This is a genomic window from Brevundimonas sp. Br13, from assembly GCF_055391505.1.
The window spans coordinates 273,680-298,168 of record NZ_AP044008.1 but is presented as its reverse complement, the minus strand read 5'-3'; the positions used below and the strand labels follow the sequence as shown (position 1 = coordinate 298,168).

Here is a 24,489-nt window from a genome sequence, read left to right as displayed (position 1 = left end):
GGTCGCACAGCGAGGATAGCCCGCACGCACCCCACTGCTGGCTCACTAAGTTGGGCTAGGGCTTTCGGCGGCTCAGCGGCCGCTGGTCGGGAGATTTCCGACCGGGTTTCTGCTATGGGATTTCAGGAAGTGGGTATTGATCCAGATTGCTGGCTCTTCCCCTCTTCTGGTGACCATATGGTGACCAATCGTCGCTGAGATTTCCTAAGTTCTTAGAAAAATCAGCTTTATCAATAGGATAGAACGAGAGTTCGCGGCATCGAATATCCTGTACTGGGACATCGAGCTGGAGCCCTGAATTTCGTCGGATCACGGCGTCAGGCGAACCGGCCGGAACGCCGGCGGTCCAGGCCGGCGGGCTCGGCGCAGGTCTTCCAAGACACGGCATGAACCTTGTCGCGCCCCAGGACGGCGGCCATCGGTTCTGAGCCGAACAGGTCGGCTATGGCCGGATCGCAGACGTCCAGTCCGCCGGTGAAGGCGCCGAAGGCCGGCAGGATCAGGCGCGATCCGTCGGTGATGAAACAGGGGCGGCGAACGCCGCGGCCATAGGCGACCACGCGGGCGGCGGGATGCAGGTGGCCGGCGACCTCGCCCTGGCGGTCGTCCGTCCCGGTGCGGGGCTCGGGCTCGTGGGTCAGGCGAAGCCCGCCCAGCCGCATCTCCGCCAGGACCACGCCGGGCAAACCGAGCGTGGAGGCGGTCAGGGCTTCACGGTCGTGATTGCCCTCCAGCCAGGTCCAGTCGCGCCCGGCCGCCAGCCGGTCCAGGCGGAGGCGGTCTTCCACCGCCATGCGTGGCACGGCTTTTCGGTCATGGAAGCTGTCGCCCAGCAGGATGACCCGGACCGGGTCCAGTTCGGCGATCTCGGCTTCCAGCCGGTCCAGGGTGGCGCGGCTGTCGTAGGGCGGCAGCATCTGGCCGCGCGCGGCGAAGGCCGAGCCCTTTTCCAGGTGCAGGTCTGCCGCGATCAGGGTGCGATGGGCGGGAAGCCACAAAGCCCCGGAACAGCGCAGCACGCAGGTCTCGCCCGCGATCTGGACCCGCAAGGACCCGCAGGGCTTGCGCGTGGGGGACAGGGTCTGGCGCAGGGCGGCGTTCATACGGGGCCCTCGTCCATGACCTCGGCGATCAACTGTTCGGCGCTTTCGTCCAGGATCATTTCGGCCGCGTCGCCGCCCACCCGCTCGCGCCCGATCTGGACCAGAACCGGCACGCAGAAGGGCGAGGGGCGGGTCAGGGGCTGATGTCGAATCCGACCTTCGATCCGCGTCAGCATCTGGCCCAGGCGCGCCACGTCCAACAGGCCCGAGGCGGCGTCGGCGCGGGCGGTCTTCAGCAGCAGATGGTCGGGCTGGTGGCGGCGGAGCACGTCGTAGATCAGGTCGGTGGAGAAGGTCACCTGCCGGCCGGTCTTTTCGGCGCCCGGCTGGCGGCGCTCGATCAAGCCCGAGATCAGGGCGCAATTGCGGAAGGACCGCTTCATCATGAAGCTCTCCTCCAGCCAGGCCTCGAGGTCGTCGCCCAGCATGTCCGGCTGGAACAGGGCGTCCAGATCGATCTGGTCCATCGGCTTGATGGACCAGACGGCCAGGGAATAGTCGGTCACCACGAAGCCCAGCGGTCCGACGCCCAGCCGGTCCAGCCGCCGGGTAAGCAGCATGCACAGGGTGGTGTGGGCCAGATTGCCTTCGAACGGATAGGCGACCAGGAAGTGCCGACTGCCGCGCGGAAAGGTCTCCACCAGCATGGATTCGGCGTCGGGGATGGTGGAGCGCTCGGCCTGAAGTTCCAGCCATTCCTGCACGTCCGGCGGCAGGACGCGCCAGTGGTCCGGATCCTGGACCATGGTCCGCACCCGGTCGGCCAGGGAGGTGGACAGGGGAAACTTGGACCCGCCCCAGGACGGGATCTTGGGCTCCTTGTCATTGGCGTGGGTGACCAGGGCGTCGGTTCCGACGATGCCCTGAAAGGCCCAGACTTGGCCTGCGAACAGGAAGGTGTCGCCGGGCGTCAGCTGTTCGAAATACCATTCCTCGGCCTCGCCCACCTTGCGGCCGGGGACCAGCTGACGCGAGGCCCCGCCGCGACGGCCCGCCACCCGCACGTTCAAGGTTCCGGCCGAGACGATGGCGCCGACATTCATCCGGTGGCGCTGGGCGATATGTTGGTTGCGCACCTTCCAGCGGCCGTCCGGCGTCCTGACGATGCGGGCGAACCGGTCGTAGGTGCGCAGCGCATAGCCGCCGGTGGCGACGAAATCGACCACCTCCTCGAACTGCTCCCAGCTCAGGCCGCGATAGGGGTCGCAGCCGGTGATCTCGTCGTACAGGGCCTGCATGTCGAAGGCCTCGGAGCAGGCCACGCCCATCACATGCTGGGCCAGCGTATCCAACGTGCCGATATGGATCGGCTCCCAGTCGAAGGCGTTGTCGGCGACCGCCTCGCGCGCCGCCTGGCATTCCAGCATTTCGAACCGACTGGCGGGCACCAAGAGGGCGCGCGACGGTTCGTCCAGCCGGTGGTTGGCGCGGCCGATCCGTTGGACCAGACGGCTGGAGCCCTTGGGCGCCGCCATCTGGATGACCAGATCGACGTCGCCCCAGTCGATGCCGAGGTCCAGGGTCGAGGTGCAGACCACGGCCCGCAGGTCGCCTCGCGCCATGGCCGCCTCGACCTTGCGTCTTTGTTCGGCGGCCAGGGAGCCGTGGTGCAGGCCGATGGGCAGGCTTGCATCATTGATTTCCCACAGCTGCTGAAAGACGAACTCCGACTGCCAGCGGGTGTTGACGAAGATCAGGGCCAGGTTGGCGCGCTCAATGGCGGCGTAGACCTCGGGGATGGCGTGGCGGCCGGTATGGCCCGCCCAGGGCACATGGCCCTCGGAAATGAGCACGTCGATGACGGCGGGAGCGCCGGGATCGCCCTTGACCAGGCGCACCAAATCTCCCCCCGATGGGGGGAGGGGACCAGGCGAAGCCTGGTGAGGGGGGCTTGCTTCGAACTCGGCGTCTAAGTCGGCCCCCTCCACCGCTTCGCGGTCCCCCTCCCCCAATGGGGGAGGATTGAAGCGCGGCGCCAGCCATCCCCGGATCAGGTCCGGGTCTTCGATCGTTGCGCTCAGACCCACCCGTCGCATCCCGGGGGCGAAGCTCTGCAACCGCCCCAGGCCCAGCGACAGCAGGTCCCCCCGCTTGCCGCTCCAAATGGCGTGGACCTCGTCCAGCACCACGCATCTCAGATCGGCGAAATAGGACCGCGCGCCTTCCCAGGCGCAGAACAGGGCCAACTGTTCCGGCGTGGTCAGCAGGATGTCGGGCGGGAAGTCGCGCTGGCGCTGGCGTTTCGACTGTTTGGTGTCGCCCGTCCGCGTCTCGACATGGATGTTCAGCCCGATCTCGCGGATCGGCGTCATCAGATTGCGTTCGACGTCGGTGGTCAGGGCCTTCAACGGCGACAGATAAAGGGTGTGGACGCCCGAACCCGGCCCCGTCTGCGGCTTGGGGCCGCGTTCCGCCAGGTCGATCAGACTGGGCAGAAACCCCGCCAAGGTCTTGCCGCCGCCGGTGGGGGCGACCAGCAGGGCGTGCGCCCCCGCCTGGCCCGCCGCGACCATTTCCAACTGATGACGGCGGGGCGACCAGCCGCGCCCGGCGAACCAGTCGGTGAACAGGGGCGGAAGCGTCGTCATCCGCTCCACGGCGACAGCAGACGGCAGCCGCTGTGTTCGAAATGGCGGACATTTCGGGTGACGAGGGTCAGATCATGGACTAGGGCGGTCGCCGCGATCAGTTCGTCGATCACGCCGGGCGTCAGACCCTGCCTCCGATGTGCGTCGCTGACGGCGCCCCATCGCCGCGCGACGTCGACATCGACGGGCAGGATCCGCTTTCGATAAACCGACAGGATCAAATCCCGCCGCTTCGAAAGCTCGGCCCGCTTGGGACTTTCAGGCAGGTTCAGAATGCCGCGATCCATCTCGCCCAGTAGAAGAACGCTTAGGAAAATTCCCTCTTGCCGGTCCGCAGTTTCGGCCTGCTGGTCGTGCCACGCCATGAAGCCGGGGTCGGGGCGAGGCTTGCCCAGTTCGCTGATGGCGTTGGTGTCGAGCAGAAACCTCAAAAATCAGCCTCGCGCGCCGGCCGGGGGTCGCGGGTAAGATCGACGTCGGACCAGTCCATGCCGCGGAGAATCTCCAGCATGGTCGGTTTGCGCTTCTGCATTTCCTGGAACCGATTCAGGGGGATCACGACCAAAGGATCGTGGCCTTCGACCTCCAGCTTTTGAGGGCCGTCAGCCTCGACGCGAGCGGCGAGCGCTTCCAGCCACGCATCGGGATCAATCGGCTTGTTCACGGCGATCTCCTCGTTTGGACGACATATAGAGCCAGAAGGCCGGCGAAACCAGATGTTCCCGTTCCGTTTCGCTGGTCAGCTCGCTATGCTGCGGCCGTGTCCGACGAATCCGTCACCGCCGAATCCCGCCTGACCGGCGCCGAGCCCTGGCTCGATCTGCCGCCGGCGCTCGCCACCCCGCCCGGCGCGGGGGCGGTGTGCGATGAGGCGGGGGCCAGGAAGATCGGGCGGGGGGCGGCCGAGGGTTTCTTCACCGGCGGGCCGGTGCTGGTGGCCCATGCGTCGCTGACCGCGCGGCGGCTGGGGCTGACGCCGCCGCCTCGGTCCGGCGACCTGATGGATGTGCTGGAGCTGTACGCCTTCGTGCGGCCGGCGCGGTTCTGCGCCCCGTCGCCCACGGGGCTGGCTCTTGTCCTGGAGCTGGCGGAGCCGAAGTCGCCCGAGGCGCAGGCGGCGGTGTTGCGTGAAGCGGCGGCCGTGTTGCTGCGTGAGCTGGCGGCGCCCGCCTATCCCCAACGTGAAGCCGCCTATGTGCTGGCCCTGACCCTGCAACGGGCGGGCTGGGCCTGGGGCGAGCGGGTGGTTGAGGCCCTGGAGGCGGGCGGGGTGCGGGCGCGCCAGCATCGCGGCTCGGGCCTGGACGTCTGGAGCCGGCTGACGGAATGGGAGGACGAGGCGCCGCGCGGCGAGGCGGGGTCGGCGCCGGTCGACAGCGAGAGCGCCCGCATCCGGCTGGAGAAGCTGCTTCAGGCCTCGGGTCTGGACGAGACGCGCCCGACCCAGTCCGACTACGCCGCCGAGGCCGCCTTCGCCTTTTCGCCGCGTAATGAAGAGGGGCGGCCGCGGGTGCTGCTGGCCGAGGCGGGGACGGGGACAGGCAAGACCCTGGGCTATCTGGCGCCGGCCTCACTCTGGGCCGAGCGGAACCAGGGGGCGGCCTGGATCTCGACCTATACGCGGGCCCTGCAACGCCAGATCGACCGGGAAAGCCATGCTCTGTGGCCCGATCCGGAGGAGCGCCGCCGAAAGACGGTGATCCGCAAGGGGCGCGAGAACTATCTGTGCGTCCTCAATCTTCAGGACATGGTCCAGGCGGCCCAGTTGGGGAGCGGCGACCTGATCGGCCTGGGCCTGGCCGGACGCTGGGCCCTGCACACGCGCGACGGGGACATGACCGGCGGCGACTTCCCCGGCTGGCTGTCGGGCCTGTTCGCCGTCCCGCCCGCCCATGCGGCCGGCGCGGCCAATCTGGTCGACCGGCGGGGCGAGTGCGTCCACGCCGCCTGCCCCCACTACCGCACCTGTTTCGTCGAAAAGACCATACGCGCCAGCCGTCGCGCCGACCTGGTCATCGCCAACCACGCCCTGGTCCTGATCCAGGCGGCCTTCGACGGGGCGCGCTCGGCTCGGGGGCAGCAGCAGGACGGAGAGACGGCGGCGCTGAAGCGGATCGTCTTCGACGAGGGCCACCATCTGTTCGACGCCGCCGACAGCGCCTTTTCCGCCTGTCTGTCGGGCCAGGAGGCCGCCGAGCTGCGCCGCTGGATTCGCGGACCCGAGGGGCGGGGGCGGCGCGGACGCGGTCTGGAACAGAGGCTGGGCGATCTGGTCGGGGACAATGAGGCGGCGCTGAAGGCGCTTCAGGACGCGATCCGCGCGGCCGCCGCCCTGCCCGGCGAGGGGGTGTCCGGCCGGGTGGCCCCGGCCTCGGGCGAGGTCAATCCGATCGGGCCGATCGAGGCCTTTTTAGCCGCCGCCCTGGATCAGCTGCGCGCCCGCACGGCCGAAACCCCTTATGGCGGGGCCGAGTTCGGCATGGAGTGCGCGCTCAAGCCCGTGACCGATCCCGTGGCGGAAACGGCGCGGGCGGCGGCCCAGGCCCTGGCGGCGGTCGAGGCCCCGCTTCTGGCCCTGGCCCGGCATCTGGAGGACGTCCTCGACGACGAAGCGGCCGAGCTGGACGGCTCGCAGCGGTCGCGGATCGAGGGGGCCTTGCGGGGCCTGGACCGGCGCGCCCGCATGACCCTGCCCGGCTGGCGGTCGATGCTGGCGGCGCTGGAGGACGGCGGGAGCGAACCGGATCCCGACTTCGTCGACTGGCTGTCGGCCGAGACCGCCTTCGGCCGCATCCACGACGTGGCCCTGCGCCGCCACTGGATTGATCCCACCGTCCCGCTCGAGGCGGCGGTGATCGCGCCCTCGCACGGGGTGCTGGTGACCTCGGCGACCCTGTCGGACCCCTTGCAGGACGATCCGTTCGATCTGGCGCGGCTCAGGACCGGTTCGGCCCGGCTGATCGAGCCGCCGCGCACCCTGAAGGTCGAGAGCCCGTTCGACTATACGGCCAACAGCCGGGTCATCGTCGTCAACGACCTGGTCAAGGACGATCCGCGCCAGACGGCGGCGGCAATGCGTGAGCTGTTCCTGGCGGCCGGGGGCGGGGGCCTGGGCCTGTTCACCGCCATCCGTCGGCTGAAGGCGGTCTATGAGCGGCTGGGGCCGGACCTCGCGAAAGCCGGAGTGCCGCTGTACGCCCAGCATGTCGATCCGCTGGAGGTGGGCGCCCTGGTCGACATGTTCCGGGTCGAGGAGAACGCCTGCCTGCTGGGCACGGACGCGGTGCGCGACGGGGTGGACGTGCCGGGCCGGTCGCTGCGAGTCCTCGCCTTCGATCGCGCGCCCTGGCCGCGCCCGGACCTGCTGCACAAGGCGCGACGCGAAAGGCTGGGCGGCCAGTTCGGGCAGGGCAGGGGCTATGACGACGCCCTGGCCCGCGCCCGCATCGCCCAGGCCTTCGGCCGGCTGATCCGCCGTGCGGACGACAAGGGGGTCTTCCTGATGCTGGACGCCGCCACCCCGACGCGGCTGTTCGCCAGCCTGCCGCCTGGGATAGAGGTGCAGCGCATGGGTCTGGCCGACGCCGTCGCCTTGACCCGTGACTTTCTTCAGACGACGCCGCAGACCGAGACCGATTGAGATGTCGAAGACCACGCCCGCCACCGTCGCCCTCGCCAAGGCGGGCGTCGCGTTCGAACTGTTTCCCTATTCCTATGATCCCGATGCGCCGCGCACGGGGCTTCAGGCGGCTGAAGCCCTGGGGCGGCCGCCGGAAGAAGTGTTCAAGACCCTGATGACCCTGGCGGACGGGGCGCCCGCCTGCGTCGTCATTCCCTCCGACGCCGAGGTCAGCATGAAGAAGCTGGCCGCCGCCCTCTGCGCCAAATCGGCCCAGATGATGAAACCCGCCGACGCCGAGCGGCTGACGGGCTACAAGGTCGGCGGGGTCAGTCCCTTCGGTCAGCGCAAGGCCGTGCCGACCCTGTTCGACGAGACGGCGGCGCTGTTCGACCAGATCCTGATCAACGGCGGCCAAAGGGGGCTGCTGCTGGGCCTGGCGCCGGACGAGGCGGTGCGGGCGGCGGCCGCGCGGCTGGTCGATCTGACGGCCTGACGCCTTATGCGGCCGGGGTCGGTTGGGCTATAGCGGCCTTAAACCGGAGTTTGCATGACCCAGCCTTCGACCCCGCGACACAGCCGCGCCGGCCTTTACGGCCCCTTCATCCTGGTGCTGATCGCCCTGGCCGCCTGGACGGGCTGGTGGTTCTATCTGACCCGCCGGATCGACGCGGGGCTGGAGGCCCAGGCGGCGAAGCTGCGCCAGCAGGGGTGGGAGGTCCGCTACGCCGACAAGCGGATCGTCGGCTGGCCGTTCCGCGCCCATTTGCGCCTGACCCACGTCACCGTGGCCGCGCCTTCGGGCCTGGCCCTGGCGGCGCCGGAGCTGGAGGCCGAGGCCAACGCCTATCAGCCGACCAAATGGGTGGTCGCGGCGCCGGAGGGGCTGGTCCTGACCCGCGCCGGCAAGGGCAAGGTGGCGGTCCACGGCGATGCGATCCGCATGAGCGCCAGCGGCATTGATCAGCGCTGGCCCAATCTGGCGCTGGAGCTGGTCAATCCGATCTTCACGGCCCTGCCCCAGGGCGAGCCCTTCCCCATCGCCCGGGCGGCGCGGATCGAATTCTACACGCGGCCGCATCTGGAAGGCTCGACCGTTGCGACCGACGACATCGACGTCATGTTCCGACTGGTCGACGGCCAGGGGCGACGCGATGGGCCGGTCGAGGGCTTCGCTCAGGACGGACAGCTGACGACCCAGCTGGAGGCCACGATCGGTCAGGCCAGTCTGTTGAAGGGGGCGGACGCCGCCGGGGTCTTTTCCGCCTGGACCAAGGGCGGCGGGACCTTCCGCAATCTGCGCGGCGATCTTCAGGCCGGCGAAAGCCGCGCCACCCTGAGCAGCGACGTTCTGAGGGCCGACGCCGACGGGCGGCTGACCGGCCAGGTGACGGTCCAGTCCCAAAAGCCGCTGCCGGCGCTTTCGGGCCTGCTGGAAAGCCGCAGCCGGCCCGGCGAACGTCTGGGCGAGGCCGGGGCCGCCGCAGCGGCGGGCGCCGCCCAGGCGGCCGGGGGCGAAGAGGTTCCGCTGACCCTGGTCTTCCGCGACGGCCGGACCTGGCTGGGGCCCTTCGCCCTGGCCCCTGCGCCCAAGCTGTTTTGATGGCGTTCCTGAACGAGCCCCCGGCCGATGCGGCCCTGGACGCCCTGGACCGCGCGGTGGTCGAGGCGGTGCGGGCGCGCCTGGCCGCCGGCCCCAGGACGCGCCTGGACGCCTCGGCCTTGACTTTGCGCGCGCTTCTGGCCGGGGCGCAGCCTGTCGATGCGAAGGTGCTGAAGGCCCTATGGGGGCGGATCGAGGCCGCCGTCGGGCCGGCCCTGATCACCAGCGGCGGCCTGGCCCAGGCGCTGGCGGCTGACCGGTACGGCCTGGGCGGGCGGCCCCTGCCGGCCGAAGAGGCGCTGAAGGCCGCCGAGGAGGGGGCGCGGGCTCTGATCGACCTGTCGTCCGATCGTCCCTGGTGGGGTCGGCTCCTGGCCCGGCCGGAGCTGAAGATCGCTGCGGCCCTGCCGGACGACGCCCGCGCCCGTCCCCAAGCCTTTCTGGTGACGCGCGAGGGGTCCGGGCCGACCGGCGAGGATCGGACCTTCTGGGTCACCGACAGCGGCTGGTCCGACACTAAGATCGTGGAAGCCATGGGCGAGGCCGGGTTGATCGCCGATCCTTTGGCTGCGGCAGGCGGCTTGAAGCTGTTCGCCCTGGCAGGCTATGTGCAGGCCGAGGACGGGCGGCTGACGAACGCCCCCGGCCGCCTGACCGGCGTCATCGGCGCCGCCCCCATCTTCTGAGATCAAGGTTTTCCATGACCGACGCGCCCCAGGGCCCCCAGCCCAAGCCCGGCATCCTCGACATCGCCCCCTATGTCGGCGGCAAGTCGTCCATCGTCGGCGTCGCCGAACCGATGAAGCTGTCCTCCAACGAGAACATGCTGGGCGCCGGGGAAAAGGCCCGTGCGGCCTATGAGGCGGCGGTTCGCAACATCCACGTCTATCCGGACGGGCGGGCGACCAAACTGCGCACCGCCGTGGCCCAGACCCACGGGCTGGAGCCCGAGCGGCTGATCTTCGGCAACGGCTCGGACGAGGTCTTCGCCCTGCTGAACCAGACCTATCTGACCGCGGGCGACAACATCGTCTGCGGCCAGTACGGCTTCCTGGCCTATCGCATCAGCGCCAAGGCCTGCGAGGCCGAGGTCAAGCTGGCGCCCGAGCCCAACTACAAGGCCGAGGTGGACGCGCTTCTGGCCCAGGTCGATGAGCGGACCAAGATCGTCTATGTCTCCAATCCGTCGAACCCGACCGGCAGCTACAACTCAGGCGAAGAAGTCCGCCGCCTGCACGCGGCTCTTCCGGCCCACGTCATCCTGGTGATCGACGAGGCCTATGCCGAATATGTGACCGAGCCGGACTGGGAGACGGCCTTCCCCCTGGCGAAGGACGCCGAGAACATCGTCGTCACCCGCACCTTCTCCAAGATCCACGGCCTGGGCGGTTTGCGGATCGGCTTCGGCTATGCGCCGCTGAAGGTGGCCGAGGCGATCGACCGCATCCGGCTGCCGTTCAACGTCTCGGTTCCGGGGCTTGAGGCTGCGACGGCGGCCCTGGGCGACGAGGCGCACCAGCAGGCGTCGCGCGAGCTGATCGCCACGTGGAAGCCGCGCCTGACCCAGGCCCTGCGCGGCTTCGGCCTGGAGGTCCTGCCCAGCGCGGGCAACTTCGTGCTGGTGCTGTTCGAGACGGCCGAACGGGCGGCGGCGGCCAGCGATTATCTGAACGGCAAGGGGATCATCGTGCGGCCGGTCGGCGGCTACGGTCTGCCGCAGGGCCTGCGGATCACCATCGGCACCGAAGACCAGAACCGCGCCGTCATCGACGCGCTCAGCGAGTTCGCGGCGACCTGATCGGTCGCCGCATTCCGCTTCAGCCGCCGAAGCGACGGGCGAAGAAGACGCCCGTGCGGATCGTGTCGTCTTCCTCAGACAGGGGGCTGTCGGCCACGTCGCCCAGCCGGCGCTCATAGTTGATCAGGGCGCCGGCGCCCCATTTGTCGTTCAGCGGGACCAGCAGGAAAAGGCTGGCGCCGGCGCCTTGCAGGCCGCTGCCCGGCGAATAGGGGGCGATGCCGTTCCGGGCGGCCTCTTCGGGGCTGACGCCGTAATAGGCGTCGGCCAGTTTGGCGTCGCCGCCGCGCGCATAGACCGAGACATTCATCAGGCCGATCGGCGTCACGCGCTGGTGGCCGACCGAGGCGTAGTATTCCGTACCCTCGCTGACGTCCGACACGTCGCGGCTGACCCGGCCGCCGACCACGATGTTGCCCGGCAGGCGCTGAAAGGCGTAGGCGGCGACGTCGGCGCCGAAGTCCGGCCGATCCAGGTCCAGGCCCTCGATGTCTTCCGGCGAAAAGCGAGGGCGCAATTGCAGCCCGGCGCGGAAGCTGTCGGTCTTGATCGCATTCCAGCCCAGGCCGTCGATGGCGTTTAGATAGACGACGTCGCGATAGTTGGCTGAGACCCAGGGCACGACCCGCGTCTCAGAGCCCGTGTCGCCGCCGCTGTCCTTGCTGTAGAGGGCGCCGACGCCCAGATCGACGGTCCAGCCGTCGGCCGCGGGGCGGATCTGCTCATAGGGCTGGGACTGGGCCAGGGCGGCGCCCGCGGTCAGGGCGGCGGCGGTGAAGGCGGCGGCGGTCAGGGCCAGGCGGCGCAGGGACATGGGGGAGCTTCCTCATACGGGATCGGTCACCCCATACGTTCGAGCGCGGCCTTTGGCTCCAACAGGGCGGCGGAAGCCGTCTCGATGCGACTTTCCAGCAACGCCATCATCTGACCGCGTTTCAGTCCGGCGGGAATCGGCTCCAGGAACTCGAACACCACCGTCCCCGGATAGCGGCGGAAGCCGTGGGCGGGCCAGTGGACGCCCGAGTTGGTGGCCACGGGCCAGCAGGGTCCCTCCAGATCGCGATAGATGGCCGCGACGCCGGGCTTGTAATCGCCAGGGACGCCGGGTGCGTTGCGCGTGCCTTCGGGGAAGATGACGATCTGACGGCCTTCGGCCAGGCGGTCTTTGGCCTGACGGGTCATGTCCTTGAGCGCCTTGGCGTGACCGGCGCGATCCACGGCGATCATCTTGGCGCGCCAGGCGAACCAGCCGAAGAAGGGCAGGGGCATCAGCTCCTTCTTCATGACGAAACAGGCGTCGGGCAGGACCGCCAGCAGGGCGACGATGTCCAGCATCCCCTGGTGTTTGGAGGCGATCAGGGCGGCGCCGGAGGGGGCGTTCTCCAGCCCGCGCACCTCCACCTTGACGCCGGCGATCCAGCGCAGCCCGAACAGGGCGATCCGCGCCCACAGCTTGCAGACGCCCTGGACGTAGCGGTGCGGCGCCAGGAGGATGGGCGACAGGCCGATGGCGATGATCGGCATCGACAGATAGAGCCAGGCGGTGAAGAGCAGGGAACGCAGGGTGTTCACTTAGGCGGGGGCCTTTTCGGTCGGGGCGGAAGCCTCGGGCTCTGAGGCTGAGGCTGGGGCTGGGGCGGGGGCGTCTCGGCTGAGCCGTCGCACGGCCTCGCGCCCCAGGGCGGCGAGGTATTTCATATATTCCAGGGTCATCCGTCGGGCCGTGACCGTGGCCCGCCACCAGTGCCGATTGTCCAGCGACGGCGTGGAGACGGCGTAGGGGGTCAGTTCCACGCCCGGCGCCTGGCCGCGGATCTCCACCAGGGAGCGGGGCATGTGATAGTCGGAGGTGACGACGATCAGATGATCATAGCCCTTGGACCTCGCCCAGGCGGCGATCTCCTGGGCGTTGCCCACCGTATCCTCGGCCTCGAAGCCCAGATCGACGCAGCAGTTGAACAGGCGGCTGGAGCCGGGCGTCAGTTCGCGCAGTTCGCGACGGCGGACCTCGCGGTTCACGCCCGAGATCAGCACCCGTTCGCCCTTTCCCTGCTCCAGCAGGCGGATGGCGGCGTTGACCCGTTCGGACGAGGGGCCGGTCAGGGCCACGATGGCGTCGGCGGGGGCGGGCTCTTCCGCCGGGGTCAGTTCGCGCACCCGATGGGCGAAGGCGAACAGGCCGACCAGCCAGATCAGGGCGACGATGCCGATGACGACGAGCAGTCTCATGCCTTCCCCCTGCCTGAGCCCAGCACCTGCATGGCGGCGAATCTGGCCGCGACAAGCGCCACCGTAGCCGCCAGCAGCGGACATGGCGAGAGCAACAGCAGATCCCCCCAGGTCACGGGCAGGGCCTGGGTCAGGCCGCCCGATCCGCCCAGGAACCGCACAAAGGCCAGAAGCAGGGCCGCCAGCACGGCGCCGACGGCGCCGGCGCCGGCCGCGATCAGGGCGAACCGCCGCTGGAACAGCCAGGCGATGCGCCCGTCGGTCGCCCCGTTCAGGCTCAGGGTCTCGATCACGCCTCGGCCGGCGGCCAGGCCGGCGCGGGTGGCGTAGGCGATGGCGGCGGCGGCGGCGAAGGCGATCGCCAGGAAGGCCGCGCCCGCCAGGACCGTGATCAGGGCGGCCGACCGTTCGACCTCGCCTCGCCACAGACTGTGGTCGTCCACCGTGGCGTCCAGACCGGCCTCGGCCAGGGCGCGGCTCAGGGTCACGGCGCTGGCCGGGGCGTCGGGGTCCAGCCGGACCGTCACCAGATGCGGCAGGGGCAGGTCCGGCAGGACGGCGTCGCCCAGCCAGGGCCGCAGCAGATCCTCGGCCGCCTTGCGGTCAAGGGCGGCGGCCTCTTCGACCCCGGGCACGCCCGCCAGGGTTTCGGCGGCGCGGGCGGCGGCGGTGTCGCCGCTTTCGCCGACACGGGGCCGCACCTGGACGGTCGCCTCGGCCCCCAGCTGACGCGCCCAGCCGTGGGCGGCCCGATCGGCGGCCGAGGCGGCGACGGCGGCCAGACAGGCCAGAAAACACAGGACGGCGATGACCGTCATCAGCCAGGGCTCGCCCGCAGCGGCGGGGGGCAGCAGGCCGGGTCGACGTCGGGGAAGGCTCCGGGCCAGGATCGACGGCGTCATGCCGCCATCCTGCCGGCTTCGCTCAACCGGCCCTGGTCCAGCTTCAAAACCTTGGCTCCCGACCGTTCGGCCAGGGCCTGATCGTGGCTGGCGATCAGGACGGTGGCCCCCAGGCGGTTCAGCGACTGAAACAGGCGCAGCAGCTTGTCGGCCATGACGGCGTCCACGCTGCCGGTCGGTTCGTCCGCGACGATCAGGCCGGGACGGGTGATGACGGCGCGGGCGATGGCCAGCCTCTGCTTCTCGCCGCCGGACAGGGCGGGCGGACGGGCGTCCATCCGGCGGCCCAGCCCGACCCATTTCAGCATCTCTTCGACATCGGCGGCGTAGTCGGCCTCGCGCCCGCCCGCCAGCCGCAGCGGCAGGGCCGCATTGTCGAAGGCGGACAGATGGTCCAGCAGGCGGAAATCCTGAAACACCACCCCCATGCGGCGCCGAAAAGCGGGGATGTCGCGCCGGTCGATGTGTGAAACGTCGGTCCCGAACAGGCGGAGGCTTCCCTTGGTCGGCCGGTCGGCCAGGGTCAGAAGCCGCAGCAGCGACGACTTTCCGGCGCCGGACGGTCCGGTAAGGAAGTGGAAAGAGCCTCGCGTCAGAATGAGGTTAACGTCTCGCAGCACGTCGGGCGCGTCCGCATAGCCGAAACCCACGCCCGACAGGCGGGCGGTCTCGGCGACGGGGGCGGAATCGGCGGCGCTGGGGGGCGGGGACGGCATAGGGTTTGTTTTCAGGGACAGGGCGTGGACCGCGCCTTACGGGAGGGGGCGACAGCCTCGCAGTCAGCCACATGATACTGACCTGCCCCGCCTGCGCCACCAGCTATTTCATTCCCGACGACGCCTTGGGGGCGAACGGCCGCAAGGTCCGCTGCAAATCCTGCGGCGAGGTGTGGCGGGCGAGCCCCGATGAACCGCTGGAGCTGAGCGTCGCGCCCGAACCGCGCGTCATCTCTACGCCCGAGCCGGAAGCCGTCTCTGAGCCCGCCAGCCTGGCCGAAACCCCGGCGCCGGAACTGCCCAAGGCCTTCCGCGCCCGCGCCGAACAGCAGCGACGCCTGCGTCGGGCCGCAACCCACGGCGTGGTCTGGGCCGGTCTGGCCAGCGTCTTCGTGGGCCTGATCGTTTCAGCCTTCCTGTTCCGGATCGAGGTGGTCGACGCCTTTCCCCGCGCTGCGGCCGCCTATGCCGCGGTCGGCGCCCCGGTGAACCCCGTCGGCCTCGACTTCGAGGCCATGAGCGCCAAGGAGGTTCCTTCGCGGCCCGGCATGGTCCTGGTCTCCGGGGCCCTGCGCAACGTCCGTGACACCGAGATCGTGGCCCCGCCGGTGCGGGTGGCCCTGCTGGACGAACACGGCGCTGAGATCGGCTTCAAGCTGGTGACCATCGACGCCGCTCCGGTCCTGCCCGGCAAGGTGCAGGGCTTCGCCGTCCTGATCCCCGACCCCGGCGGACACGCCGCCGACATCGGCGTCAACTTCGTCACCGCCGAGACGCCGCACGCCCCGCCGGCCAAGGCGCACGGAGCGCTGAACGGCCACGCAGCGGCTTCCCATGGATCGCCCGAAAGCCATGGAGACGAAGGCCATGGGGCCGAGGCCCACGGCGAGGCCCATGCGCCGCCCGCCGCCGCCCACGCTCCGGCCGATCATGCGCCGGCCGCCGCTTCCGAAGGCCACGCGCCCGCCAACGCCCATGCGGAACTGGCGCCGGCCTCCAACGGCCTGCGTTCGGCGGTGGCGCCGGGGATGGGCGGCCGTCAGGGCGCTCCGGTCGAGGCCCGACCCCTCGCGACGGTGGACAGGGCTCATGGGGAGGCGGTATCCGCCTCTCATGGCTGATCCTTCCCCCACGCCGACCGTTCTCCTGGCCGAGGCCGACATCGCCCGCATCGTGGCGGACCTCGCCGCCCGCATCGCCCCCGTCACCGACGACGAGACGGTGGCGGCCGTCCTTCTGACCGGGGGGCTGTGGTTCGCCGCCGACCTGACCCGCGCCCTGTCCCGCATCGGCCGCAACGTTCGTTTCGACGCGCTTTGGCTCGCCTCCTATGGGGACGAGAAGACCAGCCGGGGCGCGATCGACGTCTATGCGCCGTTCCAGCGGCCGATCGCTGGGCGCAAGGTGCTGATCCTGGACGACGTCTTCGACACCGGCCTGTCCTTGGCCGAGGCGGCGCGGATCGCGCGCGAGGGCGGGGCGTCCGAAGTCCTGACCTGCGTCTTCGCCCGCAAGCCCTGGCCCGCCCCCCGCGCGCCCGAGCCGGACTTCGTCGGCTGGGAGGCGCCGAACCGGTTTCTGGTCGGCTACGGCCTGGACAACGCCGGCGGCCTGCGCGGCCTGCCGGACATCTGCGCGCTGGACTGACGATAAAAGCGGCCGGTTCGGCGTTGACTCTGAGACGCCCTTCCGTATATGTCGCCGCTCTTCGCCCCCGGGGGTCCTCCCGGAGGGCGTATTCTTTTTTGCGTTTGCGCTGAGGCTTCAACATGTACGCGGTGATCAAGACCGGCGGCAAGCAGTACCGGGTTCAACCGGGCGACACCATCGTCGTCGAAAAGCTCGACGGCGACGCCGGCGCTGAGCTGAAGTTCGACAGCGTCCTGATGCTGGGCGGCGACAACGGCGTGACCGTGGGCGCGCCCCTGGTCGACGGCGCCTTCGTCGGCGCAACCCTGATCGAGACCCGCAAGGGTGAGAAGATCAAGATCTTCAAGAAAATCCGTCGCCAGGGCTATCGCCGCACCAACGGCCATCGCCAGATGGAATCGGTCCTGCGCATCACCGGCATCGAAGGCGCCGGCCAGTCCGCCAAGTGGGACGGCAAGGTCGAGCTGATCACCAAGGCCGAGATCAATCTGCGGGCCCGCGGTCTCGCGACCCGCGGCGCGACCTCGTCGCTGGGTTCGACCGAGACGGTCGTGACCGAAGCCGACGGCGCCGACGTCAAGGCCGCCGTGGTCGAGAGCTCGGCTCCCGCCAAGAAGGCCCCGGCCAAGAAGAAGGCCGCGCCCAAGGCTGAAGCCGCCGGCGACGAAGCCTAAGACATTCACCGGCGCCCTGGCGCCAGACCAGTTAAGAGAGACGTCCTCAAGTAGGCCGACAGGCCGGTAGGACGCTCAGGAAAGACGGAGCGGCAAGATGGCTCACAAGAAATCCGGCGGTTCGTCGCGCAACGGTCGCGACTCTGAGTCGAAGCGCCTCGGCGTGAAGAAGTTCGGCGGCGAGCGCGTGCTGGCCGGCAACATCATCGTGCGTCAGCGCGGCACCACCTTCCACCCGGGTGAGAACATCGGCATGGGCCGCGACCATACCCTGTTCGCCCTGACAAACGGTGCGGTGAAGTTCACCACCAAACGCGGCGGCCGTTGTTACGTGTCGATCCTTGCGGCGAATGACGACGCCGCCCAGGCGCTCGCCGCCGAGTAACGCAGTCTGGAACATACCGGATCGCGTTGCTCACCGAAGCAGCCGATCCGGACCAGGGAACTATTCCGCGGGGAGTCTGGATCACCAGGCTCCCCGTTTGCGTTTCCCCGCCTCGAAGACCGCCCGAGCCCTCCAAGGAGGCGGTCCGAACGGAGGCGAACGCCATGTGCGTCATCGAAACCTCTCCCGTCGTGGAGACCCGGCGCCTGATCCTGCGCGCCCCTGCGCCGCAGGACGCGCCGCGCATCGCGGCCTTGGCCAATGATCTGGACATTGCGCGCATGACCAAGCGCATGCCGCACCCGTTCCGCATCGAGGATGCGGAAGACTTCGTCATTCAGGTCGCGTCCCAGGACCCGGCGCGGGCCAACACCTTCGTCATCGAGCATGAGGCGGAAGGGCCGATCGGGGTGATCGGCCTGTTCGAAGGCGAGGACCGGGTGCCTGAGACCGGCTATTGGATCGGCAGAGACTATTGGGGGCGCGGGTTTGCGACCGAGGCGCTGGACGGCGCCCTTGTCTGGGCCGGACGGCGGTGGAAGCGGCGCGCCCTGGTTGCCGGCCATTTCGCCGACAATCCGGCGTCGGGCCGGGTGCTGGAGAAGGCGGGCTTTCTCTACACCGGAGAGACCCGCCGCGCCTGGAGCCGCGCGCGGGGCGCCGAGGCGGACACGCGGATGATGGTCTGGCTGGCCTGAGCCGCGCCTCTCGATCAGCCTGCCAGGCCGGGGCCGTAGACCACGGCCGCTCCGACCAGGCCGGCCAGCAGCATGGCGGTCGCCCCGGCGATGAAGGCGGCCGCCGTTCGGGCGCGGCGACGGCGCGCGCCGCCCGCCCGATACTGGCGAACCAGGATCATCGGACCCCGGGTGAAGGCTTCGGACCCGATGATATTATGCTGGGACATCAAGACCCTCCCCTGATCTTCGGCGACAGGCGGGGATAAGTCGGGGCCGGTCGCGGCCAGAAGATGGCGATCCCCGTTACCGGAATCGCAACTTCGTGAGCTTCATCCGTACGAAGACGGTTCTGCGGCTCAGCCGCAGAAGACCAGTCGCCCGTCGTAGATGCGGTAGTAGCCGCCGACCGGGTCATAGGAGCGATAGGAGGCTCGGCACCAGGCGACGCGATAGGGATCGCGCGCCGCGCCGTAGCCGTAACCCCGTCCATAGTCCTGGCCGTAGCCGACGCCGCCGCCGGGATAGATCAGGTCAGGGCGACCGTAGGCGCCGGGATAGACGCCGGGGCGGCCATGGCCGTAATCCGGCGCCCAGCGGCGATCGCTCCAGGCCCGATCGCGGACCGGCCGCTGGTCGCGCCAGGCGGCGCCGCAGTCGCTGCGGCCGGCGTCCCAATAGCGGTCGCAGCGATAGTCGCCCGGCCGATCCGCCTGGCCGTTGAAGTCGTAGCGGCGGTGGGCGTCGCGGCGCCAAGCCCGGTCATCATGACCATAGCCGTACTCATAGGTCCGGTAGGAGCCGTAGCTGGAATAGGTCTGAGCCTGGGCCTGGGTCGGGGCGGCGACCGAAAGGCCGGCCGACGACAGGAGGAGGACGGCGAGGATCGGGGCGGGTCTCATGTCAGTCTCCCTGAACGGGGCCCGGCGGTTCGCCGGGCGGAGGATCGTGGGGACGCTACGGATCAGCTTACAGGGTGACGTTGACGACGCGGCCGCCGCGCGTGTCAACGCGCCGCATCAGGACCAGGGGCGGCTCGTCGCCCGTCCGCACCGGCACGATCAGGAACCAGCCGCCGTCGGGCAGGTCGCTGAAACGGAACCGGCCGTCGCGGCAGGGCTCGGATCGGACAAAGCCGGTGTAGTCGGCGCTGGCGTCGGGCACGGTGCGGGCCCGGACCACGGCGGCGGGGACGGCGGCCCGGTCGGTGGAGCCGTAGAGGGTGCGGAAACGGGCGCGGGTATAGGGGGTCTCGGGCGTCAGGCCGGCCGAGGCGACGCAGGCGTAGGACTTTCCGTCCTGGGTGTAGGCGACGCGGCCCTCTATGGCGGCCTGGCCGGTGCGCTGGGACCAGGCGAAGTCGGCCGCGTTGAAGGCGGCGGGGCCGCCGGTCGGGGCGCCGGCGGGGAAGGTCGTGGGGGCGCAGGCCGAAAGGGCGGCGGCCGCGACGGCGGCCAGGGCGAGGGGGCGGATCGACATGGGGGCTTCCTTCCGAGAATCCGGCCCCAGGGGAAGGGCCGGGATGCGACGGTCCATTATCGCACGACCCACAACGCCCTCGCCACGGTCAAGGTTGCACCCTCTGGACCCGGAACCGACAAAGCGCGAAAGAGGCGGCGGAAATGCTCGGGCGCAGCGCCCGGCAGGCAGTACTGGAGCCCGCCTATATGACCGTCACCTTCGCCGATATCGAGGCGGCCCAGGGCCGGATCGCCGGTCAGGTGGACCGCACCCCCGCCCGCTATTCCCGCAAGCTGTCGCAGCTGACGGGGGCCGAGGTCTGGGTCAAGTTCGACAATCTGCACTTCACCGGCAGCTTCAAGGAGCGCGGCGCGCTGAACCGGCTGCTGATGCTGACCCCCGAGGAGCGCAAGCGCGGCGTGGTCGCGGCCAGCGCCGGCAACCACGCCCAGGCCCTGGCCTATCACGGCGGACGGCTGGGGGTGCCGGTCACCATTGTGATGCCGGAGGGCACGCCCTTCGCCAAGATCAACGGCACCCGGTCGCACGGGGCGACCGTGGTGATCGAGGGGCTGGACTTCACCGGCTCGACCGAGGCGGCCAAGCGGCTGGAGGCGGAGAAGGGCTACGTCTTCGTCTCGGCCTTCGACGACGAAGGCATAGTGGCGGGCCAGGGGGTCTGCGCCATCGAGTTCCTGGAGGATGCGCCGGATCTGGAGGCCCTGGTCATTCCGATCGGCGGGGGCGGGCTGATCGCCGGCTGCGCCATTGCGGCCAAGGCGATGAAGCCGGACATCAAGGTCTTCGGGGTCGAGGCGGCGCGCTATCCCTCCTTCACCGCCAAACGGGCGGGCCAGCCGCCGGTCTGCACCGGTCAGACCATAGCCGAGGGGATCGCCATCAAGGCGGTGGGCGACATCCCCTTCGCCCTGGCCAATCCGCTGATCGACGAGGTCTTCGTCTGCGAGGAGGCGGACTTCGAACGGGCCGTCTCCTATTACGTCACCTATGAGAAGACGGTGTCGGAGGGGGCGGGCGCCGGCGGTCTGGCGGCGCTTCTGGCCTATCCTGATCGGTTCAAGGGGATGAAGGTCGGGCTGGAGCTGTGCGGCGGCAATATCGATCCGCGGATGCTGGCGGTGGTGCTGAACCGCGAGATGGTCCGTGAACGGAGGTTGATCGTCTATCGCATCCTGGGCGACGACCGGCCGGGCATGTTGTCGGCCATGGCGGCGGTGATCGGCGGCCTGGGCGGAAACATCATCGACGTGGTCCACAACCGCCTGGCCCTGGACGTGCCGGCCAAGGGCGCCGAGTTCGACATCATGGTCGAAACGCGCGATAGCACCCACGCCGACGAGATCGGCGAGGCCTTGAAGGAACGCGGCTATGAACTTCGGATGGGGTAGGGCGGCGCTGCTGGCGGCCGTGTTGCTGGCGGGCTGCGGCCGATCCGAGCCGGTCGATCCGAACGCGGGCAAGGCCGAGGCCGTCGCCTTTCTGGAGAAGAACGCCAAGGAAGAGGGCGTCGTCACCCTGCCCAGCGGGCTTCAGTACAAGGTCGTCCAGTCGGGCCCGGCCGGCGGCGTCAGTCCGGACCGCAACGACCTGGTCAAGGTCGATTACGAGGGCAAGCTGATCGACGACACCGTCTTCGACAGCTCCTTCGCGCGCGGCGCGCCGGCCATCTTCACCCCCGAGGAGGTGGTCAAGGGCTGGACCGAAGCCTTGCAGAAGATGCATGTCGGCGACGAATGGATCCTCTATGTGCCGCCCGAGCTGGGCTATGGCGAACGCGCCAGCCCCAAGATTCCGGCCAATTCGGTCCTGATCTTCCGGCTGAAGCTGCTGGACGTGGCCAAGGCGCCGGGCGGCGGATCGGGCGTCGGGACCGCGATGGGGTGAGGCCCGCACGATCCGTCTTCTCCCCACGTCGTGGGGAGGAGACGAAAAGTGCACCGCGAATTTTTTGAGTGCACTTTCGTGCAGATTTTTGCGATCGGCTCGCAGCGTTGCGGTGAATGTCAAAGATCAGGACGGCAGTATAACCGTCTCGGCGCGCGCGGTGGGTTGAAGAGCGCTGATTTCGAGCAAGCCTTTGAAATCGCATCCGTCCATCGCGTGGGTCATGAGGACCAAGCCGTTTCGGACCGCCGCCATTCCTCCAGAACCTGGGGATCGGTTTCGGTCGTCGCCTGGGCCAAGGCCGCGAAGGCGGCGGCCGGCGTCAGCTGCGACAGGGCCCAGACGGCGGCGCCGCGCACCAGGGGCGAGGGGTCGGCCAGCAAGGCTTTCGTCGGGGCGATCAGCGTCGCGTCGTCCGAGTTTCCCACGGCGTAGAGCACGTTCCTGAGAAACCGATCCCGGCCGATCCGCTTGACCGGGCTCTTGGCGAAGAGGGCGCGAAAGGCGGGGTCGTCCAGCCCCAGCAGGTCGTCCAGGCGTGGGCTTTCAAGGGCCGGGCGGGGCTGAAGCCGGATCTCGCGGGCCTCTTGCGCGAACTTGTTCCACGGACAGACGGCTAAACAGTCGTCGCAGCCATAGATGCGCGATCCGGTCAGGGTGCGGAATTCGACCGGCCAGGGACCGCCGAATTCGATGGTCAGGTAGGAGAGGCAGCGTCGGGCGTCGAGCTGGAACGGGGCGGGGAAGGCCTTGGTGGGGCAGGCGTCGAGACAGGCGGTGCAGCGGCCGCAGTGTTCGGTCTCGGCCGCGTCCGGCTCGATCTCGGCGGCGGTCAGGATCGTGCCCAGAAACAACCAGTTGCCGTGGGTGCGGCTGAGCAGATTGGTGTGTTTGCCCTGCCAGCCCAGTCCGGCGCGCTGGGCCAACGGCTTTTCCATCAGGGGCGCCGTGTCGACGAAGACCTTGATGTCGGCGCCGTTGCGGGCCGCGATCTGGCCCGCCAGCTGTTTCAGCCGGCCCTTTATGACCTCATGATAGTCATCGCCCCGCGCATAGACCGAGATATAGGCGGCGGAACGGTCGGCCAGCTGGTCCAGCGGATTATCGTCGGGGCCGTAGTTCATGCCCAGGACGATGGCGGTCCTGGCCTCGTCCCACATGGCGGTGGGGTGTGCGCGGCGATCCAGCGTCGTTTCCATCCATTCCATGTCGCCATGCCGGCCCTCGTCCACGAAACGCCGCAGCCGCTCGCCCGCCGGCCAGGCGTCGGCCGCCGAGGCGAACCGGCAGACGTCGAAGCCGAGCTCGGCCGCGCGCCGGCGGATGAAGGTTTTCAGGCGGTCGGACACGGGGCGGGGATAGCACGAAATCGGGCGAGGAAGACCTTCCCCCGCTTGCGGGGGAAGTGTCAGCGCGTCGAGCGGAGCGAGACGGCTGACGATGGGGGAAGTTCAGCCTTTGGCGACACTTCCCTCTCCGACCCTGGTCCGCTGCGCGGACGCCGGGCCACCTCTCCCGCAAGCGGAGAGGATTCTGGGGCGGTCATTCGGTCGATGCGGCGCCGTCGAACAGCTCAAGAATTTGGGCCTGGATGTCGGGCGACCACGGGGCGATCAGGGCGGCGAGCCGGTCGCGATCTGCGGCGAACAGGGCGCGGCTGGCCTCTTCGAAGTCAGGGGCGTCGCCGGCCATCTCGACCATGAAGCCATAGGCGGCCTCGGTGCGGCGGCGCCGCGCGTCTTCGTCCGCCCCGGTCTTGCGGGCCTGGTCCACCAGACGCCGCAGGGCGGCCGAGGCGCCCCCCGGCTGGCTCGCCAGCCAGTCCCAGTGGCGAGGCAGGAGCGTGACCTCGCGCGCGGCGACGCCCAGGCGCGGACGGCCGCGCCTGGCGGCCGGAGCGGCTTCTGTCTCGCGGAGGTCCAGGTCGACCGGCCGACCGGTCGCCAGATCGAACACGCGCAGCGCGGCTTGAGGCGCCGCCTCCAGGGCCTTGCGCAAGGCGGCCGCTACAGCGGCGTCCGAGCCTCTGGCGATGCGGCGGGGGCCGTCGAACAGAACCAGATTGCGATTTTCGTCGCCCATATATTTACCCGGATGAAATTAGTCGTCATGTTTATACCCGGATAAATAAGAGAGCGCCATGACCCAGACAGATCGCAAGACCCTGATCGCGGAATATAAGGAGCGGCCGACCATCGCCGGGGTCTATGCTGTGATCTGCAGCGCGACGGGCCAGGTCTGGGTCGGCAAGAGCCGCCACATCGACACCGAACAGAACGGCCTGTGGTTCGCGCTGCGTCACGGCGGCAGCCCCTATCGGTCGCTCCAGGCGGCCTGGAAGGCGCACGCACCCGAGGATTTCCGCTTCGAGCAGTTGGACCGTCTGCCGGCGGACGTCTCGGACCTGCGCCGCAAGGATGAGCTGGTCAGTCGAGCGAAGCTGTGGATCGCGCGATTGGGGGCCGAGGCACTTTAAAAGTCCAAATCCGCGTACCAGGCCGACGGGGGCACGCCGATGAAGCGGTCGGCCAGCAGGGGACGGAAGCAGGGGCGGGATTTGAGCTTGGAGTACCAGAGCTTCAGCGACGGCCAGTGGGTCCACTGCACCTCGCCGAAATAGTCGAGCACCGACAGATGGGCGGCGGCGATCAGGTCGGCCTGGGACAGCCGGCGTCCCGCCAGCCAGTCGCGGACGGCGACCAGCTCTTCCAACATGGCGAGGTGGGATTTCAGCGCGTCGCGACCGTGGCGCAGGGCGCGGGCCTCGGGCGGACCGAGCTTGAGCAGGGGTTTCTCCATCCGCTCGTGCAGAAGAACGGCGTCGACCTCGTCGGTGAAGCGGCGCTCGAACCAGCCGGTCAGGCGGCGCGCTTCGGCCCGTTCGGCGGGGTCGGCGGGCAGGAGCAGGGGGGCCTTCTGCTGGTCCTCGATCCAGCCCAGGACGGCCGGCAGTTCGCACAGGGTCAGGGGGCGGCCGCGGTCGGTCGTCTGGACGACGGGCGGCAGGCCCGAGGGGTTCAGATCATTGACCGGGCAATCCTCTTCCCACGGACGAACCGGCGTGTCGGTCCATTCGATCCGCGCCTCGCCCAGGCCCAGGCGCGCCGCGCGCGAGGCGGGCTGGAAGGGGAAGTGGAACAGGACGCAGGAGCCGGACATAGGCCCTAGATGCGCCCGCA

Annotated in this window: 28 protein-coding genes; 13 read left to right on the top strand and 15 right to left on the bottom strand. The window is 69.5% G+C overall.

All coding sequences use genetic code 11. From position 1 onward, the window contains the following. Window positions 1-317 precede the first annotated feature (317 nt). From pdeM to ACZ5M6_RS01470, 4 genes are read right to left on the bottom strand one after another with little or no spacing between them, the layout of a single operon-like run. The gene (pdeM, locus tag ACZ5M6_RS01485) at window positions 318-1,103 is read right to left on the bottom strand and encodes a ligase-associated DNA damage response endonuclease PdeM (RefSeq protein WP_183217849.1); all 786 of its coding nucleotides are present in this window, start codon (window positions 1,101-1,103) and stop codon (window positions 318-320) included. After that, complete coding sequence (locus ACZ5M6_RS01480) at window positions 1,100-3,691, bottom strand: ligase-associated DNA damage response DEXH box helicase (protein WP_464159400.1); 2,592 nt, start codon at window positions 3,689-3,691, stop codon at window positions 1,100-1,102. The genes pdeM and ACZ5M6_RS01480 overlap by 4 nt, the downstream gene beginning before the upstream one ends. After that, entirely contained in the window at window positions 3,688-4,122 is a 435-nt protein-coding gene (locus ACZ5M6_RS01475; protein ID WP_201463305.1) for a type II toxin-antitoxin system VapC family toxin, read from the bottom strand. The genes ACZ5M6_RS01480 and ACZ5M6_RS01475 overlap by 4 nt, the downstream gene beginning before the upstream one ends. Further along, a complete protein-coding gene (locus ACZ5M6_RS01470; RefSeq protein WP_054764169.1) occupies window positions 4,119-4,355 on the bottom strand; it encodes a hypothetical protein in 237 nt (78 codons plus the stop codon). Before ACZ5M6_RS01470 ends, ACZ5M6_RS01475 begins: the two co-directional genes overlap by 4 nt. 96 nt (window positions 4,356-4,451) lie before the next feature. On the opposite strand from ACZ5M6_RS01470, the gene ACZ5M6_RS01465 reads away from it, so the two are divergent. Genes ACZ5M6_RS01465 through hisC form a run of 5 tightly spaced genes read left to right on the top strand, consistent with a single transcriptional unit; the run spans window position 4,452 to window position 10,711 of the window. Continuing rightward, a complete protein-coding gene (locus ACZ5M6_RS01465) occupies window positions 4,452-7,331 on the top strand; it encodes an ATP-dependent DNA helicase (RefSeq protein ID WP_464159397.1) in 2,880 nt (959 codons plus the stop codon). A gap of 1 nt (window position 7,332) precedes the next feature. Then, the gene (gene ybaK, locus ACZ5M6_RS01460) at window positions 7,333-7,806 is read left to right on the top strand and encodes a Cys-tRNA(Pro) deacylase (protein WP_464159395.1); all 474 of its coding nucleotides are present in this window, start codon (window positions 7,333-7,335) and stop codon (window positions 7,804-7,806) included. 54 nt (window positions 7,807-7,860) lie between these two features. Beyond that, window positions 7,861-8,913: a DUF2125 domain-containing protein gene (locus ACZ5M6_RS01455; protein WP_464159393.1), complete on the top strand. Its 1,053-nt coding sequence runs from the start codon at window positions 7,861-7,863 to the stop codon at window positions 8,911-8,913. Further along, window positions 8,913-9,599 carry a hypothetical protein gene (locus ACZ5M6_RS01450; RefSeq protein ID WP_464159391.1) on the top strand — a complete coding sequence of 229 codons (687 nt, stop codon included), beginning with the start codon at window positions 8,913-8,915 and terminating at the stop codon, window positions 9,597-9,599. Before ACZ5M6_RS01455 ends, ACZ5M6_RS01450 begins: the two co-directional genes overlap by 1 nt. A gap of 14 nt (window positions 9,600-9,613) precedes the next feature. Next, window positions 9,614-10,711 (top strand): histidinol-phosphate transaminase, encoded by a 1,098-nt coding sequence (gene hisC, locus ACZ5M6_RS01445; protein WP_287397503.1) that lies wholly within the window; start codon window positions 9,614-9,616, stop codon window positions 10,709-10,711. 19 nt (window positions 10,712-10,730) lie between these two features. Here the strand turns inward: hisC and ACZ5M6_RS01440 are convergent, their stop codons facing one another. The 5 genes from ACZ5M6_RS01440 to ACZ5M6_RS01420 are packed head-to-tail and all read right to left on the bottom strand — an operon-like array spanning window position 10,731 to window position 14,558. Beyond that, window positions 10,731-11,525: a MipA/OmpV family protein gene (locus ACZ5M6_RS01440; RefSeq protein ID WP_348685233.1), complete on the bottom strand. Its 795-nt coding sequence runs from the start codon at window positions 11,523-11,525 to the stop codon at window positions 10,731-10,733. A gap of 26 nt (window positions 11,526-11,551) precedes the next feature. Continuing rightward, complete coding sequence (locus ACZ5M6_RS01435) at window positions 11,552-12,283, bottom strand: lysophospholipid acyltransferase family protein (protein WP_054764162.1); 732 nt, start codon at window positions 12,281-12,283, stop codon at window positions 11,552-11,554. Continuing rightward, window positions 12,284-12,940 (bottom strand): YdcF family protein, encoded by a 657-nt coding sequence (locus ACZ5M6_RS01430; protein ID WP_464159387.1) that lies wholly within the window; start codon window positions 12,938-12,940, stop codon window positions 12,284-12,286. It abuts the gene before it with no gap. Next, window positions 12,937-13,842 carry a cell division protein FtsX gene (locus tag ACZ5M6_RS01425; protein ID WP_182714607.1) on the bottom strand — a complete coding sequence of 302 codons (906 nt, stop codon included), beginning with the start codon at window positions 13,840-13,842 and terminating at the stop codon, window positions 12,937-12,939. The genes ACZ5M6_RS01430 and ACZ5M6_RS01425 overlap by 4 nt, the downstream gene beginning before the upstream one ends. Next, complete coding sequence (locus tag ACZ5M6_RS01420) at window positions 13,839-14,558, bottom strand: cell division ATP-binding protein FtsE (RefSeq protein WP_464159384.1); 720 nt, start codon at window positions 14,556-14,558, stop codon at window positions 13,839-13,841. Before ACZ5M6_RS01420 ends, ACZ5M6_RS01425 begins: the two co-directional genes overlap by 4 nt. A gap of 71 nt (window positions 14,559-14,629) precedes the next feature. Here ACZ5M6_RS01420 and ACZ5M6_RS01415 point away from each other — a divergent pair, with 71 nt between their 5' ends. From ACZ5M6_RS01415 to ACZ5M6_RS01395, 5 genes are all read left to right on the top strand, one after another. Beyond that, window positions 14,630-15,679 (top strand): MJ0042-type zinc finger domain-containing protein, encoded by a 1,050-nt coding sequence (locus ACZ5M6_RS01415; RefSeq protein WP_464159382.1) that lies wholly within the window; start codon window positions 14,630-14,632, stop codon window positions 15,677-15,679. Next, on the top strand, window positions 15,672-16,205 hold the full coding sequence (locus ACZ5M6_RS01410) for a phosphoribosyltransferase (RefSeq protein ID WP_152949122.1): 534 nt from the start codon (window positions 15,672-15,674) through the stop codon (window positions 16,203-16,205). The genes ACZ5M6_RS01415 and ACZ5M6_RS01410 overlap by 8 nt, the downstream gene beginning before the upstream one ends. A gap of 122 nt (window positions 16,206-16,327) precedes the next feature. After that, the gene (gene rplU, locus ACZ5M6_RS01405; RefSeq protein ID WP_152949121.1) at window positions 16,328-16,882 is read left to right on the top strand and encodes a 50S ribosomal protein L21; all 555 of its coding nucleotides are present in this window, start codon (window positions 16,328-16,330) and stop codon (window positions 16,880-16,882) included. 97 nt (window positions 16,883-16,979) lie between these two features. Further along, entirely contained in the window at window positions 16,980-17,267 is a 288-nt protein-coding gene (rpmA, locus tag ACZ5M6_RS01400) for a 50S ribosomal protein L27 (protein ID WP_054764155.1), read from the top strand. A 164-nt stretch (window positions 17,268-17,431) separates the two neighbouring features. After that, window positions 17,432-17,965, top strand: a complete 534-nt coding sequence (locus ACZ5M6_RS01395; RefSeq protein ID WP_054764154.1) for a GNAT family N-acetyltransferase — start codon at window positions 17,432-17,434, stop codon at window positions 17,963-17,965. 14 nt (window positions 17,966-17,979) lie between these two features. On the opposite strand, the gene ACZ5M6_RS01390 is transcribed toward ACZ5M6_RS01395, so the two are convergent. The 3 genes from ACZ5M6_RS01390 to ACZ5M6_RS01380 form a co-directional block, all read right to left on the bottom strand. Then, window positions 17,980-18,174 (bottom strand): hypothetical protein, encoded by a 195-nt coding sequence (locus ACZ5M6_RS01390; RefSeq protein WP_182714603.1) that lies wholly within the window; start codon window positions 18,172-18,174, stop codon window positions 17,980-17,982. A gap of 129 nt (window positions 18,175-18,303) precedes the next feature. Further along, a complete protein-coding gene (locus tag ACZ5M6_RS01385) occupies window positions 18,304-18,846 on the bottom strand; it encodes a BA14K family protein (RefSeq protein WP_464159378.1) in 543 nt (180 codons plus the stop codon). A 67-nt stretch (window positions 18,847-18,913) separates the two neighbouring features. After that, window positions 18,914-19,423: a hypothetical protein gene (locus ACZ5M6_RS01380; RefSeq protein WP_201463296.1), complete on the bottom strand. Its 510-nt coding sequence runs from the start codon at window positions 19,421-19,423 to the stop codon at window positions 18,914-18,916. A 188-nt stretch (window positions 19,424-19,611) separates the two neighbouring features. On the opposite strand from ACZ5M6_RS01380, the gene ACZ5M6_RS01375 reads away from it, so the two are divergent. Both ACZ5M6_RS01375 and ACZ5M6_RS01370 read left to right on the top strand, forming a co-directional pair. Next, window positions 19,612-20,814 carry a threonine ammonia-lyase gene (locus ACZ5M6_RS01375; protein WP_464160089.1) on the top strand — a complete coding sequence of 401 codons (1,203 nt, stop codon included), beginning with the start codon at window positions 19,612-19,614 and terminating at the stop codon, window positions 20,812-20,814. After that, window positions 20,795-21,310: an FKBP-type peptidyl-prolyl cis-trans isomerase gene (locus ACZ5M6_RS01370; RefSeq protein WP_054764150.1), complete on the top strand. Its 516-nt coding sequence runs from the start codon at window positions 20,795-20,797 to the stop codon at window positions 21,308-21,310. The genes ACZ5M6_RS01375 and ACZ5M6_RS01370 overlap by 20 nt, the downstream gene beginning before the upstream one ends. 221 nt (window positions 21,311-21,531) lie before the next feature. On the opposite strand, the gene queG is transcribed toward ACZ5M6_RS01370, so the two are convergent. Both queG and ACZ5M6_RS01360 read right to left on the bottom strand, forming a co-directional pair. Beyond that, window positions 21,532-22,659 (bottom strand): tRNA epoxyqueuosine(34) reductase QueG, encoded by a 1,128-nt coding sequence (queG, locus tag ACZ5M6_RS01365; RefSeq protein ID WP_464159375.1) that lies wholly within the window; start codon window positions 22,657-22,659, stop codon window positions 21,532-21,534. Window positions 22,660-22,852: 193 nt separating this feature from the next. After that, entirely contained in the window at window positions 22,853-23,392 is a 540-nt protein-coding gene (locus ACZ5M6_RS01360) for a DUF2239 family protein (protein WP_464159373.1), read from the bottom strand. Between the two features lie 58 nt (window positions 23,393-23,450). Here ACZ5M6_RS01360 and ACZ5M6_RS01355 point away from each other — a divergent pair, with 58 nt between their 5' ends. Beyond that, on the top strand, window positions 23,451-23,786 hold the full coding sequence (locus ACZ5M6_RS01355) for a GIY-YIG nuclease family protein (protein ID WP_464159371.1): 336 nt from the start codon (window positions 23,451-23,453) through the stop codon (window positions 23,784-23,786). Here the strand turns inward: ACZ5M6_RS01355 and fzlA are convergent. Next, window positions 23,783-24,469 carry an FtsZ-binding protein FzlA gene (gene fzlA / locus ACZ5M6_RS01350; protein ID WP_464159369.1) on the bottom strand — a complete coding sequence of 229 codons (687 nt, stop codon included), beginning with the start codon at window positions 24,467-24,469 and terminating at the stop codon, window positions 23,783-23,785. The genes ACZ5M6_RS01355 and fzlA overlap by 4 nt on opposite strands. Between the last annotated feature and the right edge of the window lie 20 nt (window positions 24,470-24,489).